Source organism: Cutibacterium nasicola, assembly GCF_052654715.2.
Window position 1 is genome coordinate 1,524,664 of sequence record NZ_CP199745.2, and the last position, 16,240, is coordinate 1,540,903.

The 16,240-nt window shown below is 63.4% G+C and carries 15 protein-coding genes; 9 read left to right on the top strand and 6 right to left on the bottom strand.

The features are described 5' to 3' along the window. Window positions 1–27: 27 nt before the first annotated feature. The 3 genes from gcvT to gcvPB are packed head-to-tail and all read left to right on the top strand — an operon-like array spanning window position 28 to window position 4,468. Entirely contained in the window at window positions 28–1,143 is a 1,116-nt protein-coding gene (gcvT, locus tag ACUCCZ_RS07080; RefSeq protein WP_435916863.1) for a glycine cleavage system aminomethyltransferase GcvT, read from the top strand. A gap of 44 nt (window positions 1,144–1,187) precedes the next feature. Further along, entirely contained in the window at window positions 1,188–1,559 is a 372-nt protein-coding gene (gene gcvH, locus ACUCCZ_RS07085) for a glycine cleavage system protein GcvH (RefSeq protein WP_435916864.1), read from the top strand. Continuing rightward, window positions 1,559–4,468 (top strand): aminomethyl-transferring glycine dehydrogenase subunit GcvPB, encoded by a 2,910-nt coding sequence (gcvPB, locus tag ACUCCZ_RS07090; protein ID WP_435916865.1) that lies wholly within the window; start codon window positions 1,559–1,561, stop codon window positions 4,466–4,468. Before gcvH ends, gcvPB begins: the two co-directional genes overlap by 1 nt. 109 nt (window positions 4,469–4,577) lie before the next feature. Here gcvPB and ACUCCZ_RS07095 read toward each other — a convergent pair whose 3' ends face one another. Both ACUCCZ_RS07095 and ACUCCZ_RS07100 read right to left on the bottom strand, forming a co-directional pair. Next, a complete protein-coding gene (locus tag ACUCCZ_RS07095; RefSeq protein WP_435916866.1) occupies window positions 4,578–5,270 on the bottom strand; it encodes a FadR/GntR family transcriptional regulator in 693 nt (230 codons plus the stop codon). A 187-nt stretch (window positions 5,271–5,457) separates the two neighbouring features. Further along, entirely contained in the window at window positions 5,458–6,147 is a 690-nt protein-coding gene (locus ACUCCZ_RS07100) for a FadR/GntR family transcriptional regulator (RefSeq protein WP_435917053.1), read from the bottom strand. Between the two features lie 158 nt (window positions 6,148–6,305). Between ACUCCZ_RS07100 and ACUCCZ_RS07105 the strand changes: the two genes are divergently transcribed. Then, window positions 6,306–6,830, top strand: a complete 525-nt coding sequence (locus ACUCCZ_RS07105) for a gluconokinase (RefSeq protein WP_435916867.1) — start codon at window positions 6,306–6,308, stop codon at window positions 6,828–6,830. Window positions 6,831–6,858: 28 nt separating this feature from the next. Continuing rightward, the gene (locus ACUCCZ_RS07110; RefSeq protein ID WP_435916868.1) at window positions 6,859–8,229 is read left to right on the top strand and encodes a GntT/GntP/DsdX family permease; all 1,371 of its coding nucleotides are present in this window, start codon (window positions 6,859–6,861) and stop codon (window positions 8,227–8,229) included. Between the two features lie 86 nt (window positions 8,230–8,315). Here the strand turns inward: ACUCCZ_RS07110 and ACUCCZ_RS07115 are convergent, their stop codons facing one another. Together ACUCCZ_RS07115 and ACUCCZ_RS07120 are read right to left on the bottom strand one after the other, a co-directional pair. Further along, entirely contained in the window at window positions 8,316–8,774 is a 459-nt protein-coding gene (locus ACUCCZ_RS07115) for an Hsp20/alpha crystallin family protein (protein ID WP_435916869.1), read from the bottom strand. Between the two features lie 120 nt (window positions 8,775–8,894). Further along, a complete protein-coding gene (locus ACUCCZ_RS07120) occupies window positions 8,895–9,689 on the bottom strand; it encodes an alpha/beta fold hydrolase (RefSeq protein WP_435916870.1) in 795 nt (264 codons plus the stop codon). Between ACUCCZ_RS07120 and ACUCCZ_RS07125 the strand changes: the two genes are divergently transcribed. Both ACUCCZ_RS07125 and ACUCCZ_RS07130 read left to right on the top strand, forming a co-directional pair. Beyond that, entirely contained in the window at window positions 9,675–9,941 is a 267-nt protein-coding gene (locus ACUCCZ_RS07125) for a hypothetical protein (RefSeq protein ID WP_435916871.1), read from the top strand. The genes ACUCCZ_RS07120 and ACUCCZ_RS07125 overlap by 15 nt on opposite strands. A 10-nt stretch (window positions 9,942–9,951) precedes the next feature. Further along, complete coding sequence (locus tag ACUCCZ_RS07130) at window positions 9,952–12,177, top strand: HelD family protein (protein WP_435916872.1); 2,226 nt, start codon at window positions 9,952–9,954, stop codon at window positions 12,175–12,177. Here ACUCCZ_RS07130 and metF read toward each other — a convergent pair. After that, window positions 12,074–13,012, bottom strand: a complete 939-nt coding sequence (gene metF, locus ACUCCZ_RS07135) for a methylenetetrahydrofolate reductase [NAD(P)H] (protein WP_435916873.1) — start codon at window positions 13,010–13,012, stop codon at window positions 12,074–12,076. The genes ACUCCZ_RS07130 and metF overlap by 104 nt on opposite strands. Window positions 13,013–13,103: 91 nt before the next feature. On the opposite strand from metF, the gene ACUCCZ_RS07140 reads away from it, so the two are divergent. After that, window positions 13,104–14,201 (top strand): polyprenyl synthetase family protein, encoded by a 1,098-nt coding sequence (locus ACUCCZ_RS07140; protein WP_435916874.1) that lies wholly within the window; start codon window positions 13,104–13,106, stop codon window positions 14,199–14,201. 12 nt (window positions 14,202–14,213) lie between these two features. On the opposite strand, the gene ACUCCZ_RS07145 is transcribed toward ACUCCZ_RS07140, so the two are convergent. After that, window positions 14,214–14,612 (bottom strand): barstar family protein, encoded by a 399-nt coding sequence (locus ACUCCZ_RS07145; RefSeq protein WP_435916875.1) that lies wholly within the window; start codon window positions 14,610–14,612, stop codon window positions 14,214–14,216. A gap of 203 nt (window positions 14,613–14,815) precedes the next feature. Here ACUCCZ_RS07145 and ACUCCZ_RS07150 point away from each other — a divergent pair, with 203 nt between their 5' ends. Continuing rightward, window positions 14,816–16,231 carry a protein kinase domain-containing protein gene (locus ACUCCZ_RS07150; RefSeq protein WP_435916876.1) on the top strand — a complete coding sequence of 472 codons (1,416 nt, stop codon included), beginning with the start codon at window positions 14,816–14,818 and terminating at the stop codon, window positions 16,229–16,231. Window positions 16,232–16,240: the final 9 nt, after the last annotated feature.

Sequence of the window (16,240 nt, forward strand, 5' to 3'; positions counted from 1 at the left end):
GTCCCACGTCATGCCATACTTCCAAGCATGAGCACGCTTCGACGTACACCACTGGCGGCAGTACACGAGAGCCTCGGAGCATCCTTCACCGATTTCGCGGGCTGGAACATGCCCGTGCGGTACTCCTCAGACCTGGCTGAACACCACGCCGTCCGCAAGAATGCCGGCATCTTCGACCTGTCCCACATGGGCGAGATCAGAATCTCCGGGCCCGATGCCGGAGCAGCCCTCGACCACGCCCTGGCAGGCAAACTTTCGGCTGTCGCCGAAGGCTGCGCGAAATACTCCCTCATGCTGACCGAGGCCGGCGGTATCGTTGATGACTTGGTGACCTATCACTTGCCTGACGGTGACTACCTCGTCGTTGCCAACGCTGCCAACGCTGACACTGATCTGACTGAGTTCACCACGAGGTGCGCCAACTTCGACGTCACCGTCTCTGACGAATCAGCTCAGACAGCCCTCGTCGCAGTGCAGGGACCCAAGGCCGTCCAGATTGTGCTGGCAGCCCTGACGAAGACCGACACCACCCTCGATCCCGACGAGGTCCGCGACGTCAAGTACTACCGCTGCCTGACCGGAGAGCTCGATGGCTCCCCCATCCTCGTCGCCCGTACCGGATACACCGGTGAGGACGGTTACGAGCTGTACGTGCCGGCCGAGTCCGCCGAACACCTCTGGAACCTCCTCATGGAAGTCGGCGGCGAGGACCTCACCCCGTGTGGTCTCGCCTGCCGCGACACCCTGCGCCTGGAAGCCGGTATGCCCCTCTACGGGCATGAGCTGGGAACCGACATCCATCCTTCCCAGGCTGGGCTCGGACGAGTCGTCAACGTCAAGAAGGAGGGTGACTTCGTCGGTCGCTGCGCCCTCGAGAACCGTGAGACGACTGATGACCGCGTTCTCGTCGGTCTGGCTGGCGAGGGACGGCGGGCGGGCCGTGCTGGCTACGCCGTCATGAATGAGGGCAAGGAGGTCGGGTCCATCACCTCCGGCATCCTCTCCCCCACCCTGGGCCATCCGATCGCGATGGCCTTCGTCGATCCCAATGTCGCCGAGCACGGCACCTCGCTCAGCGTCGACGTGCGAGGCAAGACCCTCGACGTCACCGTCGTTGGGCTGCCCTTTTACAAGCGTTCCTGACCTCGACCACCAACCCCATACCAAACAACTCATGAGGAGCAGACATGGAACTGTCCGATCTCAAGTACTCCGCCGAACACGAGTGGGTCGCCGTTGACGGCGGCACCGTGACGGTCGGTATCACCGACTACGCCGCCGAGGCCCTGGGCGACGTCGTCTTCGTCGACACTCCCGAGACCGGCAGCGAGGTCCAGGCCGGATCGACCGTCGGTGAGGTCGAGTCCACCAAGTCGGTCTCTGACCTCTTCAGCCCGGTGACCGGTACCGTCTGCGAGGTCAACGAGGCCATTTCCGAGTCCCCCGAGCTCGTCAACTCCGACCCCTTCGGCCAGGGATGGCTGTTCAAGGTTACCGGCGGACAGCTGGCCGATGACCTCATGGACCGCGACGCCTACCGCAAGCTCACCACCGAGTGATGACGATGACTGATCACGCTGAGGATCGGCGCGGCCCCGAGGGGTCGCGCCCCTTCTCGAGCCGCCACGTTGGGCCCGTCGACGAGGACCTGCGATACATCGCCGAGGCAGTCGGAGTGACCAGCTGCGCACAAGTAGTTCGCGACGCCATCCCGGCCTCTGTTCTCAAGCTGGCGGGCAATGGTTCCTCCGTCCACACCCCGAGCCTGCCTCCGGCCACCGATGAGGCGACTGCCCGGGCCGAGCTCGTTGACATTGTGAGGGACAACCGCATCACCCACGCCCTCATCGGACGTGGTTACTACGGAACCCTGACCCCGCCGGTGATCCGCCGAAACATCCTGGAGAACCCCTCCTGGTACACCGCCTACACCCCGTACCAGCCGGAGATCTCCCAGGGTCGTCTCGAAGTCCTGACGATCTACCAGCAGCTCATCACCGATCTCACCGGTCTGGCTCTGGCGAACTCCTCCTTGCTCGACGAAGCCACCGCGGCATCCGAGGGGATGCTGTTGGCCCGCCGCGCGTCCCGCAAGGTGGCCTCAAACCGTTTCCTCATCCACACCCACGTCTTCGACCAGGTTCGAGACGTCGTCCTCGGGCATGCCGAGGCAGCGGGCATCGAGGTCGTCAAGGTGGACCTGCGCAATCCGGGGTCCTGGCGACCCGAGGTGGAGGCTGGCTGTTTCGGCGTGCTGGCCCCTTACCCGGACAGCACCGGCGGGCTGTGGAATCCTTCCGAGGTTTTCGAGGCCGTCCACCAGGCCGGCGGTATCGCCATCGCCGAGTGCGACATCCTCGCACTGACCCTCGTGACTCCGCCCGGAGAACTCGGTGCAGACGTCGCCGTCGGCTCCTCGCAGCGCTTCGGGGTACCTATGGGCAACGGCGGACCGCACGCAGCATACATGTCGGTGCGCGCCGGGCTCGAGCGTCAGATACCGGGACGCCTGGTGGGCGTCTCGACTGACGCCGACGGCAACCCTGCATACCGTCTGGCCCTCCAGACCCGCGAGCAGCACATCCGTCGAGACAAGGCCACCAGCAACATCTGTACTGCTCAGGTGCTCCTTGCTGTCGTCGCCGCCGCGTTCGCCATCTGGCACGGCCCAAAAGGACTCACCCGGATCGCGACACAGGTACACGATCGTGCTCGCCAGCTCACCTCTGCCCTTCGCGCTGGTGGCCTTGACGTCTCCGATGAGCTGTTCTTCGACACCATCCGCATTACTGCCAAGGATGGTGCCAAGAAGCTGTGGAACAGGGCCCGTGAAGGCGGCTACACACTCGATCTCGTTGACGAGGACACCCTTCAGATCGCCGTGGACGAGTTCTGGCCGGAGGATCTGCGCCGCACGAGCGACTTCATGACTCACCCGGTGTTCTCCAGCTACCACACCGAGACCGCCATGATGCGTTATCTCAAGAGGTTGGCGGATCGTGACTACGGCTTGGACCGCGGCATGATTCCGCTCGGCTCATGCACCATGAAGCTCAATGCGGCAGCCGAGATGGAGGCCATGACCTGGCCAGAATTAGGCCAGATGCATCCTTTTGCCCCGGTGGAGGACCAAGCCGGAAGCCTGCGACTCATCCGCGACCTGGAGATCTGGCTCGCCGAACTCACCGGCTACGACACCGTCTCCCTGCAGCCCAACGCGGGCTCCCAGGGCGAGTACACCGGTCTGGCAGCCATTCGTGGCTATCACCTGTCTCGCGGGGACACCGAGCGCAATGTGTGTCTCGTTCCCGCCTCGGCACACGGCACCAACGCCGCGTCGGCCGCTCTGGCAGGTCTCAAGGTCGTTGTCGTCAAGTCCAATGACGATGGCACCATCGACCGCGACGCCCTGGCTGCCAAGATCGCCGAGAACGAGGGTCGCGTCGCCGCAATCATGATCACCTACCCGTCGACCCATGGCGTCTACGAGGACGGTGTGCGTCAGGTCTGTGACATGGTCCACGAGGCTGGCGGACAGGTCTACATCGACGGGGCGAACTTCAACGCCCTGGTCGGGTGGGGACAGTTCGGTCGTATTGGCGGTGACGTCAGCCATCTCAACCTGCACAAGACCTTCGCCATCCCCCATGGTGGCGGCGGTCCCGGTGTTGGCCCGGTGGCGGCCAAGGCGCACCTGGCTCGCTTCCTGCCAGGTCACCCACTCAACCCACGCAACGAGCACCCGCTCAATGGGGGCGGAACGGTGGCCCATGACGGTCCCGCGGTGTCCGCGGCCCCGTACGGATCGGTGTCCGTGCTGCCCATTTCGTGGGCATACCTGCGACTCATGGGTCTCGAGGGCCTGCAGTTCGCGACGGAGCTGGCGGTCCTCAACGCCAACTACATTGCGCACCGCATTCAGGACAAGATTCCGGTCCTCTACACCGGTCAGAACGGTTACGTGGCTCACGAGTGCATCCTCGACCTGCGACCGCTGACGGCTGAGACGGGCATCACCGTTGACGACGTTGCCAAGCGTCTCATCGACTACGGCTTCCACGCCCCGACGATGAGCTTCCCGGTTGCCGGAACCCTCATGGTTGAACCGACCGAGTCGGAGGACCTCTCCGAGCTGGACCGCTTCTGCGACGCGATGCTGGCGATCGTCGCGGAGGCTCGGATGGTGCAGTCGGGCCACTGGCCTGCCGATGACAACCCGCTCGTCAATGCTCCGCACCCGGCTGCCCGACTGGTAGCTGACGAGTGGAACCATCCCTACTCCCGCGAATTGGGATGCTACCCCGGTATGCACCTGGGTGTGCGGCGCGACCAGGAACGTGGGTTGAACGTCAGCGCCTTCACCCGAATCCAGGCCAAGTACTGGCCTCCGGTGAGCAGGGTCGACAACACCTACGGAGACCGTCACCTGGTGTGCACGTGTCCGCCCCCGGAGGCATTCGACGACTGAGTCGTTGGAGGACGGACCAGAGTCAGAACTGGTTGGGTCCCGATCCACACGGATCGGGACCCAACCAGTTGTTCGTCAGGACGGTGCCAGCCTCTCGGCCCCGGTCGTGTCAGAACGATGCATGGGAGATGACCCGGCCGAGCCCCAGGACAAGGGCACGGGTGGCACGCTCAGCAGCGTCGGGATCGCTCATCGTGATGGCGTCGAGAATGTCACGATGCTGGACCAGGTTGGTGCGATCCTCCTCGGACAGTTCTCGGTCCTCATACTGTTCGGCAAGGTAACTGAGCATCATCGGGACGTGAGCGACGTACAACGGATTGCGAGTGGCCGCGAGAAGGCCACGGTGGAAAGCATGGTCGTGGTGGGCAAAGCCTTTCGAGTCACCATTGCGAATGGCCTCCGTCATGCCGGACACGGCATCCTGCAACAATTTGAGGTCGGCCCCGTCAGCACGCCGGGCCGCGAGTCGTGCCGCAGTGGGTTCCAGCGCAATGCGTAGCTCGTTCGTCCAGCCCATCTCCTGCTCACGCTTGTTACCGGACATGTGCCAGTGCACTACTTTGGGCGACAGAACATCCCACTGATGAGGTGGCAACACTGTCACACCAACATGGCGTCGGGAGCGCACCAGGTTCAAGGACTCGAGAATCTTGACTGCCTCGCGGCAGACGGAACGGGACGCTCCCGACTCCTGCTCAATGTCCTCCAACCGCAGCACGGCATCGGCTTGAAGATCACCGTCGACGATGCGAGCACCCAAACGGCTTGCGACCGATGAAGCGAGGAATTCCTGAGGCATGAGAAGAACGGTAACGCATGCCTACCTACGAGGTTCAATTTTCCTTGGGAAAACGCACCAAGTGGTATTGTCAAAGCCGTTCTGATAATGATTTTCACCCCATTCATAAGATGTTTACACATCCTCGAGACAGGATTTCTCCGAGCTGTGACCTTCATGGGAAGGTGAAGGCCTTTCGAGGCGATGATCACCGTGCGCTCATCGCATGGTGAGCCTCCGTGACGATCTGCCTCATGGCGCCGGAAGCAGCCTTTGGATCATGGGCGGCAACCGCGTCCGCAATGCTGCGATGGAACTCAATTGCCTCTTGCCTGGGTTTGAAGGGCATGAGGTGAGTACGACCCTCCAGGACGGCAGCAACAATCGTGACGTGAGAGGCGACGAGCGGGTTGTGAGAAGCCTGGAGCAGCGTGGTGTGGAAATCGATGTCGCAGCGCAGATACTCGTTGAGATCACCATCAGCAGCAGCCGCGATCATCCCCGTGACGGCCAGGGCCATCGTCGTCGCTTCTTCTAGAGTGGCGCGCTTGGCAGCCAACTCTGCCGCCAACGGCTCAACAGCTGACCTCAACTCGCTGATCCAGGTGATTTCCTCATCCCTCCTGGGGCCAGTCAGAAACCACTCAATGACAGCCGGGGAACTGACGTCCCACTCCGATTCATCCGTGACGACAATACCGACCCGGCGCCGGGCACGCACCATGTGAAGAGCTTCGAGAAGCTTGACGGCTTCTCGGGTGACAGACCTGGAAACTCCGAATTCTGCGTCAAGTTCCTCGAGCCTCATGGCTGTCCCAGGAACGACGTCGCCACTGACGATCCGAGCTCCGATGACGTTCGCGACCGTGATGGCCATTGAGGACTCTGACATGGCCACAAGCCTAGCGATACCAACCCCGCCCACCTGGCGCGCAACGACGTCGCGACCCCTCTTCTCGGGATATGAGGTCAAATCATATTTCTCTATACAGATATGATCTCAACGCGTACACTCGGTTAGGTCAACGACGACCAAGACTTCCGGAGAGGACCTTCATGAGTGCCATCCACTCGCGCCGCCGCGTGCCACCAATCGTTGTCATGGGTGTAGCTGGAGCTGGCAAGACGGACATTGGAGCCATGCTCGCCCAACGCCTCGACGTGGACTTCATGGACGGCGACGACCTTCACCCCCAGGCCAACATCGACAAGATGGCTTCCGGTCGTCCCCTCAACGACGACGACCGACGTCCTTGGTTGTCGAACGTCGCAACCTGGCTCGGTGAGCGCACTGACGACGGAGCCGTCGTGGCGTGCTCGGCCCTCAAGCGCATCTACCGCGATCAACTGCGGGATGCCTGCCCGGACCTCGTCTTCGTCCACCTCGCGGGCGACCGTGAGGTCGTCACCCAGCGAGTCGAGGCTCGCGCCGGTCACTTCATGCCAGCCAGCCTCGTTGACTCCCAGTACGCCACCCTCGAACCCCTTGCCGCCGACGAGGTGGGCGTCACCCTCAATTTCGACGCATCCCGAGAGGAACTCACCAACGAGGCAGCCACCTGGTTGGCCAACCTCGACTGACACCACAACCGGACTCAAGGAGGAGTCAATGCCCGTCATCCTCGAGACGACAGCTGGCACCGGCCAGTTGATCGCGGCAGCCATCATCGGCTTCGCCGTCATCATCGCCCTCATCACCAAGTTCAAGCTGCACCCCTTCCTCTCCCTGACGATCGGTGCATTGGTCGTCGGAGCCATCGCCCAGCTCTCCCTCGCGGAGATGTTGGAGGCCTACTCCGCGGGAGTGGGATCGACGGTCGCCTCGGTCGGCGTCCTCATCGCCTTGGGTGCGATCATCGGCAAATTGCTCGCCGACTCCGGTGGCGCTGACGAGATCGTCGACACCCTGGTGTCCAAGGCCTCTCCGGCCACCCTGCCGTGGGCCATGGCCCTCATCGGCGCCGTCATCGGCCTACCGATGTTCTTCGAGATCGGCCTGGTGCTGCTGGTCCCCGTCATCCTGTTGGTGACTCGCCGGTCCAAGCTGCCCCTCATGAGGGTCGCCATTCCGGCCCTGGCCGGCCTGTCGACGATGCACGCCCTCGTCCCACCACATCCTGGCCCGCTGGCTGCCATCGGACTGTTGAAGGCCGACCTCGGCGTGACCCTGGGCCTGGGCGTCCTCATCGCCATTCCGACGGTCGTCGTCGCCGGTCCGCTCTTCTCGCGTCTGGCTGCCCGCTGGGTACCCGTCGACGCCCCTGACCTCTTCCTCAATTCCGACGAGAACGGACGTTCCGGCATCGCCCCCGGCCACCCGAGGTTCTCGGTCACCCTCATGACCGTCCTGCTGCCAGTGATCCTCATGATGGGCAAGGCCTTCGCTGACATCTTCGCCGCGAAGGGAACCGTCGTCCGTGACGTCCTGGACTTCCTGGGGCAGCCGATGTTCGCCCTACTGCTGACCACTCTGCTGGCGATCTTCACCTTGGGCAAGGCTTCCGGGATGGACAAGGAGGCCATCAGCGACAGCATCGGGGCCTCCCTTCCCCCGATCGCAGGCATCCTCCTCATCGTCGCCGCCGGCGGCGGTTTCAAGCAGATCCTCGTCGACACCGGCATCGCGAAGCTGCTGGCCAATGGCATCACCGGATCTTCCGTTTCCCCGTTGCTGATGGCCTGGTTGGTGGCCGTCGTCATCCGGTTGGCGACCGGTTCAGCAACCGTCGCAACCGTCACCGCTGCGGGCATCCTCGAACCGATGGTCGCCACATTGCCGCCCACTCATGCCGCCCTGCTGGTGCTCGCCATCGGCTGTGGTTCGGTCTTCTTCTCCCACGTCAATGACGCCGGCTTCTGGCTCATCAAGGAGTACTTCGGCATCTCCGTGGGCGAGAACATCAAGAGCTGGTCCCTCATGGAGACGGTGCTGTCGGTCTGCGGCCTGCTGCTGGTGCTGCTGGTCTCCGTCATCGTCTGACCTCACCTGCACCGACAACGACCCCGAAACCACACGACGGTCGGTTCCCATGATGGGAACCGACCGTCGTGTGCGTTCCTGAGGACTCATTGCTCCTGACTGCCACCCGAGCCGACCTGGGCCTGGTCGGCCGTGGCGTCAATGGTGGTCGAGCCATGCTTGACCTCCACCTTGCGCGGCTTGGCTGCCTCGGCAACCGGGATCGTCAAGGTGAGCACACCATCGGTGTACTCGGCTGTGATCCGATCGGTGGCCAATCCGTGACCAAGGGTGAGCTGGCGGGCGAAGGTGCCCATGGCACGCTCACGGGAGAGCCACTGCACCTCCTGGGACACCTTGGCAGCGCGCTCGGCGCGAATGGTCAAGGTGCGATCATCAACGTCGATGTCAACGGACGCCGGGTCAACTCCCGGAAGGTCCACAGCCACAATGTAGTTGTCACCGTCACGGTAGAGATCCATGGGAACCGCCACGGCTGCCGGCGTCCTAGTGACGTCGGAGAGAAGACGATCCATCTCACGGAACGGGTCAAAAGTACGAGCCATGTCAACACTCCTGTGAACTCAGCAGTTTCCTGCATCGACTCAATTTGAGTCGCGATGACTCAATTTTAACCATGAGTCACGCCGACTCAACATCAGGATTGAGCGTAGTTCGCTCAAGGCTCACATGTCCTGGACTCCGTTGTGCCTCCGATTGATGTGTCGACCGTTGGTGAGGAAGGGAACTGCGACGTCGCAAAACTCGTCTCCCTTGGTGATGTGGGTGCGATGCCCACCCTCAATGGTGACCATCCGGGCGTCCGGCAGAGCATTGGTCACATCCCGCAGTCGGTCCTGGCGCAGGTATGACGACTTCCCTCCCCCGATGACGAGAACTGGCATGGTCATTCGGGCACATCCGTCCCACCACTGCGGATTGGGTTTGAGTAATTCGCGGCTGACCTTCCACACCATCGTGGGGTCGAACCTCTTGCGTCCCGCCAGAGCTGCCACCTCCATGATCAGGGCGTCTGCGTATCTCCTCATGGGCAAAGGATCGTGTCGAACCCGCCGCGGCACCGGCATGTCCTCCAGCAGAACGCGATCAAATCGTTCCGGCTGACGTTGAGCAACCATTGATGCCACCAGAGCCCCCAGGGAGTGGCCGACCAGGGCACACCTGTCGATCTTGCAGGCGCCCATCTGCTCAATGATGTCGGCTGCGAAAGCCTCAAGAGGGTAGCCAGTTCCGCCTCCCCTACGAGTGTCGATGGGCCCGTGACCCAGCAGGGACAACTGATGGACGGGGACTTTCTCGACGTTGAATGCCAGTACCAGCCCACCCCAGGTGGTCGGCGAACTGGTGATTCCATGGACAGCAACGACAGGAAGATCCGTGTTCACCTCTGGCACGATACCTGCGGTCGGACTCTCAACCCCACAACCACAGGTGGCCCACAACGCATGGGAACGGTTCACATCCTCGGGAACGAACTCCTGGCTCTGGCCACGGCCCCGAGACGGGCCCGGGTCGGGCGCGACCACACCCGCCCCGTCGCCGACCCCGGCATCGGCACCGTGTGGTCGGTGCGGCAGGTCATCCGCAACGAGACCACGGTTCCGCCAACGGGGCCTCCGCGCGTAAACTTGACCGTCAGCCCCGCGACACCGAGTCCGAGGCAGACTCTCGTGAAGGACGACTTTGACCGACCACGACACTTCGACCACTGACCCCCGCGTCGTGAAAGCTGAGATCGCCAAGGAGCAGGCCCATGTCGACCGGGTCCGCGCTCAGCTGGAGATCGACGAAAACAAGGCTCGCATGTTGGCCGAGGCTGGCCAGGACATGTACCGCTCCGATCGCACCAGCTGGGTCCGCGAGGAAGACGGTACGGCGATGTTCGAACGCGATGCCTTCTCCTACAACGCAGCCAAGAGGTTGGCAGTCCTCGACGCCGAGCACGAGGGTTTGGTCTTCGGTCGACTTGACCTCGCCGACGATGACGAGGTCCGTCACATTGGGCGCATCGGCGTGCGCGACGCCGACTACGAGCCCCTCGTCATCGACTGGCGAGCCCGAGCCGCCGAGCCCTTTTACCGGGCCACTCCGTCCGATCCGATGGGTGTGATCCGTCGTCGCGTGCTGCGCTGCCGAGACGACAAGGTTCTTGGCATTGAGGACGACCTGCTGGACTCCACCTCGCAGGCCGACCTGCCGATCGTCGGGGAGGGAGCCCTCATGGCCGCCCTCTCGCGGGCTCGCGACACCCGGATGCACTCCATCGTCTCGACCATCCAGGCTGAACAGGATGAGGCCATTCGCGCCCCTTACCAAGGCGTGACGACGATCATGGGCGGCCCAGGAACCGGCAAGACGGTCGTGGCCCTGCATCGTGCCGCCTTCCTGCTGTACTCCCATCGAACCCGGTTGGAAAACGGCGGGGTGCTTGTCATCGGACCGTCCTCGGTCTTCATGAGTTACATCGAGCGGGTACTCCCCAGCCTCGGCGAGGACTCCGTCACCCTGCGTTCCGTCGGCCAGGTGCCCTCTGACATCCTGAGGTTCTCCTCCGATCGCCTCGACGAGCCCCGCACGGCCAACATCAAGGGCAGCCTTGACATGGTCGATGTACTCACCCGACTGGTCGACATGCCGATGTCGGTCGACCCAGACTCGATGCGCCTTCGAGTCACCGTCAAGGGTGAGGTACTCACCCTTGATTCCCGCGCCCTGGTCTCCACCCGCCATCGCATCCTCAAACGCAACCGGTACAACGACGGTCGCGACGTTGTTGAGGCCTCGCTCAAGGACCAGCTGTGGAGCATCCTTCCTGACGACGTCATCTGCGCCCACGACCTGAGCAAGGAGCAATTCGACGACCTGATCTCTTCCCAGGCCTCCTGGCGAATGTTCCTCAATGCCTGGTGGCCAGCCCTGTCACCCACGGACGTCCTGGCCCGGCTGGCTGACCCGACAGTCGTCGAGGCGGTCGCTCCCGACTGGGATGCCCAGACCCGTCAGCTCGTCACCAACTCCATCCCCACCAGAGTCGACCGGCGCGGACGCCGTGACTGGTCGGTGGCAGACATGGCCCTGCTGGATGAACTGGCCGCTCTGCTGGGCCCGGTTCCGCCCGAACCTGACTCGGAGGACCCCGTCTTCATCGAGGGCGGGGACACCGAGGAGCTCGTCACTCTGAGCGACCGCCTCCATCATGCTCGTCAGATCGATGAGGACGAGCCGCGAGACACCTACGCCCACGTCCTCGTCGACGAGGCCCAGGACATCTCGCCGATGCAGTGGCGAATGATTGGACGACGTGGCCCGCAGGCCTCATGGACGATCGTCGGGGACCCGGCGCAGTCGGCCTTCCCCCACCCGGAGCAGACCCAGTCTGCCCTTGACGAACTGGTAGGCAATGCTCCCTCACGAACCTTCACGCTGACGAAGAACTACCGATCCCCGGCGGAGGTCTTCACCCTTGCCGCCGAGGTCGTCGTCACCGTCCAGCCCGATGCCGACCTTCCCCAGGCCGTGCGCTCGGTGGGAGTCCGACCAACCGTGGTGCGTACCGATGACCTGTGGGCCGACGTGCGCTCCCAGCTCGACGAGATGCTTCAGGAGGTCGATGGGACGATCGGTCTGGTCTGCCCAGCCAGTCTGGTCGAGCAGGCTCGTGGCCTCGCCACAGATCCGCGGATCATCCCAGTGACGACGATGCAGGCCAAGGGCCTCGAGTACGATGGCGCGATCGTCGTCGATCCGGAACGCATCGTCGCCGAGACGGGAAACCTCACCGGTGGCGTCCGGGTACTCTATGTCGCCCTCACCCGCCCGACCCAACGGCTCGCGGTCGTCGGACTCAGACAGTCTCAGTCACCTCGAAATCTGCAGGAAGACCAGCCAGCTGCGGCCGACGCCGGGCGAGCATGGTCCGAAGCTCTGTGGTCGCACGAGACCTGTTGAGCGTGTAGTAGTGCAGACCGGGAGCGCCGCTGTCGAGGAGCTCACAACACATGTCGACGGCAGCCTCCAGGCCAATACGCCGTACGGCTGCCCTGTCCTCCTTGACGGCCTCAATCCTGGCCACCAGCTCAGCCGGGACGTCGGTGCCGGACAGCTCGGCGAATCGACGAATCTGGCCGTACGAGGTGATGGGCATGATTCCCGGGATGATCGGGATGTCACAGCTCATGGCGCGCACCCGATCCACGAGTCGCTGATAGTGGGAGGGCAGGAAGAACAGCTGAGTGATGGCGAAGGATGCCCCCGCCTCGGCCTTGTCGACGAGGATGCGCGCGTCAAGGTCAATGTCGGCAGCCTCCGGATGACCGTCCGGAAAGGCCCCGACCCCCACACATGCCTCGGGATGGACCCGTTTGACGAGCCGGACGAGGTCGGTGGCGTTGGACAGACCCTCGGGATGGGCGACCCAGGGTTGCCCCGCCCCACCAGGCATGTCTCCTCGGATGACAAGGATGTGCCCGACCCCCGACTCGGCATAGTCAGCGACCATGTGTTCGAGGTCGGACACCGACTGGTCGACACAGGTGAGATGGCCGACAGTTCGCAACCCCGTCGAGACCATGTGCTGGGTGCAGCGAAGGGTGCGATCACGTCGTGACCCGTTTGCGCCATAGGTCACCGAGATGAAGTCAGGAGCCATGGGGACGAGCGCGTCGGTGGCACTCCAGAGCCGATAGACATCGTCCTCGCTGCGCGGCGGCATGAACTCGAATGAGTGCAGGGGACGATCCCCCGAGGCCAGCAGGTCGGCAATGGTCGGCTTCTGGGTCTGCATGACGTCAGGCTAGGCGGCGCGCCCATCAGGTGGGCCTCCTGTCCAGCCTACGGACTCGTTCGACGTCGTCATTCCACTCTATGCTGGTTCCATGTTCCCCTTTGACCCGTCCGCTCCGGTCAGCGCTGATTTCCGAGAGTCCGTGAGCGCAAGGATTGCCTCCTTCCTCGAGGACGAGAAGGGGGTCGTTGACGCGATCGGCGCCGAGCTGTCCCCTGTCCTTGACGCTGCCCGCGACTTCACCGGTGGCGGCAAGAGGCTGCGCCCCGCATTCTGCTACTGGGGACATGTGGCTGCCGCGGGACAGCCCACAGAACCGAGCGGGCTGTTGCAGGCCGCCGCCAGCCTCGAGCTGCTGCACGTTTCGGCCTTGGTCCACGACGATCTCATGGACCACTCCGACACCCGGCGTGGTCTCCCGTCGGCTCATCGTCGCTTCGAGGCCGCTCATGCCGCGGCCACGGGTGACGGCCCTTCCGAACAATTCGGGTTCGACATCGCCATCCTGCTGGGTGACCTGCTGCTGGCGTGGTCCGCCCAGATGTTCACCTCCGCATCCCTGGAGGCCAGCAAGCTGGCTGCCGCCACCCCTCTCCTGGACGCCATACGCACCGAGGTCACCTACGGCCAAGTGCTCGACGTCACCTCCCAGTCAGGAATGGCAGGGTCGGACTCCGAGTCAGCGGTTGATCTCGTCGGTCGGGTCGTGGAATACAAGTGTGCCTCTTACACCGTGGTGCGCCCTTGCCAGATCGGAGTCGCCCTGGCAGGGGGTTCAGATCACCTCCAGCAGGCGATGGCTGATTTCGGCTCTCCCATCGGGAGAGCCTTCCAGTACCGCGATGACCTGCTCGGTGTCTTTGGTGACACCGACCTCACCGGCAAGCCGGCCGGGGATGATCTGCGAGAGGGCAAGCGTACAGTGCTCATCGCCCATGCCCTCAACCAGGCTGATGCCAAGGACGCCGCTCGATTGGAAGGATTCCTCGGTCGTGCCGACCTCGACGACTCCGACGTCACCACTGCCCGCCGCATCATCGAGACCAGCGGCGCCAGGGATGCCGTCGAGTCCACCATCGACGAGTGCCACCGATGCGCGGTGGCAGTTCTGGACGGCGCCGAGATGACCAAGGCAGGGAGGATCGCTCTGCGCGAGCTGGCGCGCCAGTGCGTCGAGCGTCGCTTCTGAGAGGTACCTGGCTCAGACCAGTAGGAGGGCGAAGCCGTCGAGATCGTCCTCGTCAAGACGCTGCCCGATGACGTCGACCAAACGTCCCCAGTCCTGGGGGTTCTCACGTTGGAAGGGCTGCCAGCCCGTCCACAACACCGCGGTGTCGCCCTCGACATCAGCCAGACAGTCATGCAGCGCGTCGAGGTTGTGGCCGAACCAGCTCGGGAACGACAGGGCGTTCCCCAAGCCCGTCAGGACGGCGTCGAGGTCCGCCCCTCCGGCCATGTCGACGATTCGCCATCCGGCGTCGCGCCATACCCGTGCAACCGCGGATGGATCAGAAGCACTTGCCGGATCAACGAGCACGATCCCGGACCCAATGGGTCCTGCGGCCTGGGGATCAGCCTGGGCGTCAGTCTCGGTTGTCATCGGATGATCCTGTGAAAAGTTGAGTAGTGGTCCGCGGTCCAGAAGCATGCCACGTCAGAGCCGCAGACAGTGCGCAGCAGTCATGAATTCAGCCTAGGGACTCGCCGAGTCATCCTCCGATCCCCTCGTGGGGACTACGCATACACTTCAAGGTGGGTCGCACCCCCTTCTTCCCCGACCGTGCGTGAGGCGTAATCGTGAGCATGACCATGAGCACTGACCCCTTGGTGGGTCACATCCTCGAGGGTCGCTACGAGATCGTGTCAAAAATCGCTCGTGGCGGGATGGCAACCGTTTATCGAGCCCAGGACTTGTGCCTTCCTCGCATCGTCGCGGTCAAGGTCATGCACGAGGGGCTCGACGCGGAACTCGCGGAACGATTCGATTCCGAGGCCAAGGCGGCAGCCCGGCTCATCAACCCTCATGTGGTGTCCGTCTTCGACCAGGGGATGGATGGGGACCGCCCCTTCATCGTCATGGAATACGTTCCTGGGTGCACCTTGCGCCACATCATCACCCAGGAGGCGCCCCTCACCCCAGTGCGAGCCCTTGACCTCCTCGAGCCGGTGGTGTCTGCCCTGGCCAGCGCCCACGAGGACGGGTTGGTGCATCGCGACGTCAAGCCCGAGAACGTCCTCATCTCCGATCGCGGCCAGATCAAGGTCGCTGACTTCGGTCTGGCTCGTGCGGTCGGCAACCAGACGATGTCGGCGACCTCCGGGCAGCTGATTGGAACGGTGTCCTACATTCCTCCCGAAAGGGTGACGCGAGGCAGTTCCGACGAGCGCTCGGACATCTACTCCGCCGGCATCGTGCTTTTCGAGATGCTCACTGGCCACAAACCCCATACCGGGGACTCCCCCATTCAGGTGGCATGGGCGCACGTCAACAAGGACGTGCCCGATCCCTCCCAGTACTTGGCCAATGGCATCCGTGCTGAACAGGACATCGCTTGGCTCATTCCGAGCTACCTCGACGGGCTGGTGCGGACATGCACCTCACGCGACCCAGCCAAGCGCCCTTCCAATGGACGAGACCTTCTCGACCTGATGCGTCGTGTTCGCCACGCTCTCTCGACGGGACACACTGATGACCCGGTTCTGGATGCCCTGCAGTCACGCGCGTCCCGATCCAGTGTCGTCATCACTGATCCTGTGGCCCACACTCCCCAACGATCCACTGATCGTTCCGCTCGCAGTCGTGGAGAGCCGATCCGTCCCAGGACGGCGTCGATCTCGCCGTGGTCACGCAACAGCGCCACACCGGTGTCCCCGCACACCCCCGTCTCGACACCGGGTTTCCCGTTGTCACCGGTGGATCGACGTCCCATTCCCCGGCCGAGCCAACCCCTCAAGCACACCCGGCCTCGGCCTGGGCATCGACCAACAAACCAGCCAGCCTCTCATGCCAGATTGGCACAGGACGCCGTCCATCGTCGTCGTCGCGGGGTCATCGCGACCGTCTTTGTCGTCGTGGTGGCAGCGCTGTGCGCATACCTGGTCTTCCACTTCGCGTCCTCCCAGTACTCCGCGAGCGAGCCTTCAGGCACAAATTCGGTCGCGCGAACAACCGTTCACAGCGAATCATCCGGACTGCACACCTTGACGCAAAATATTTGACGCTATTTT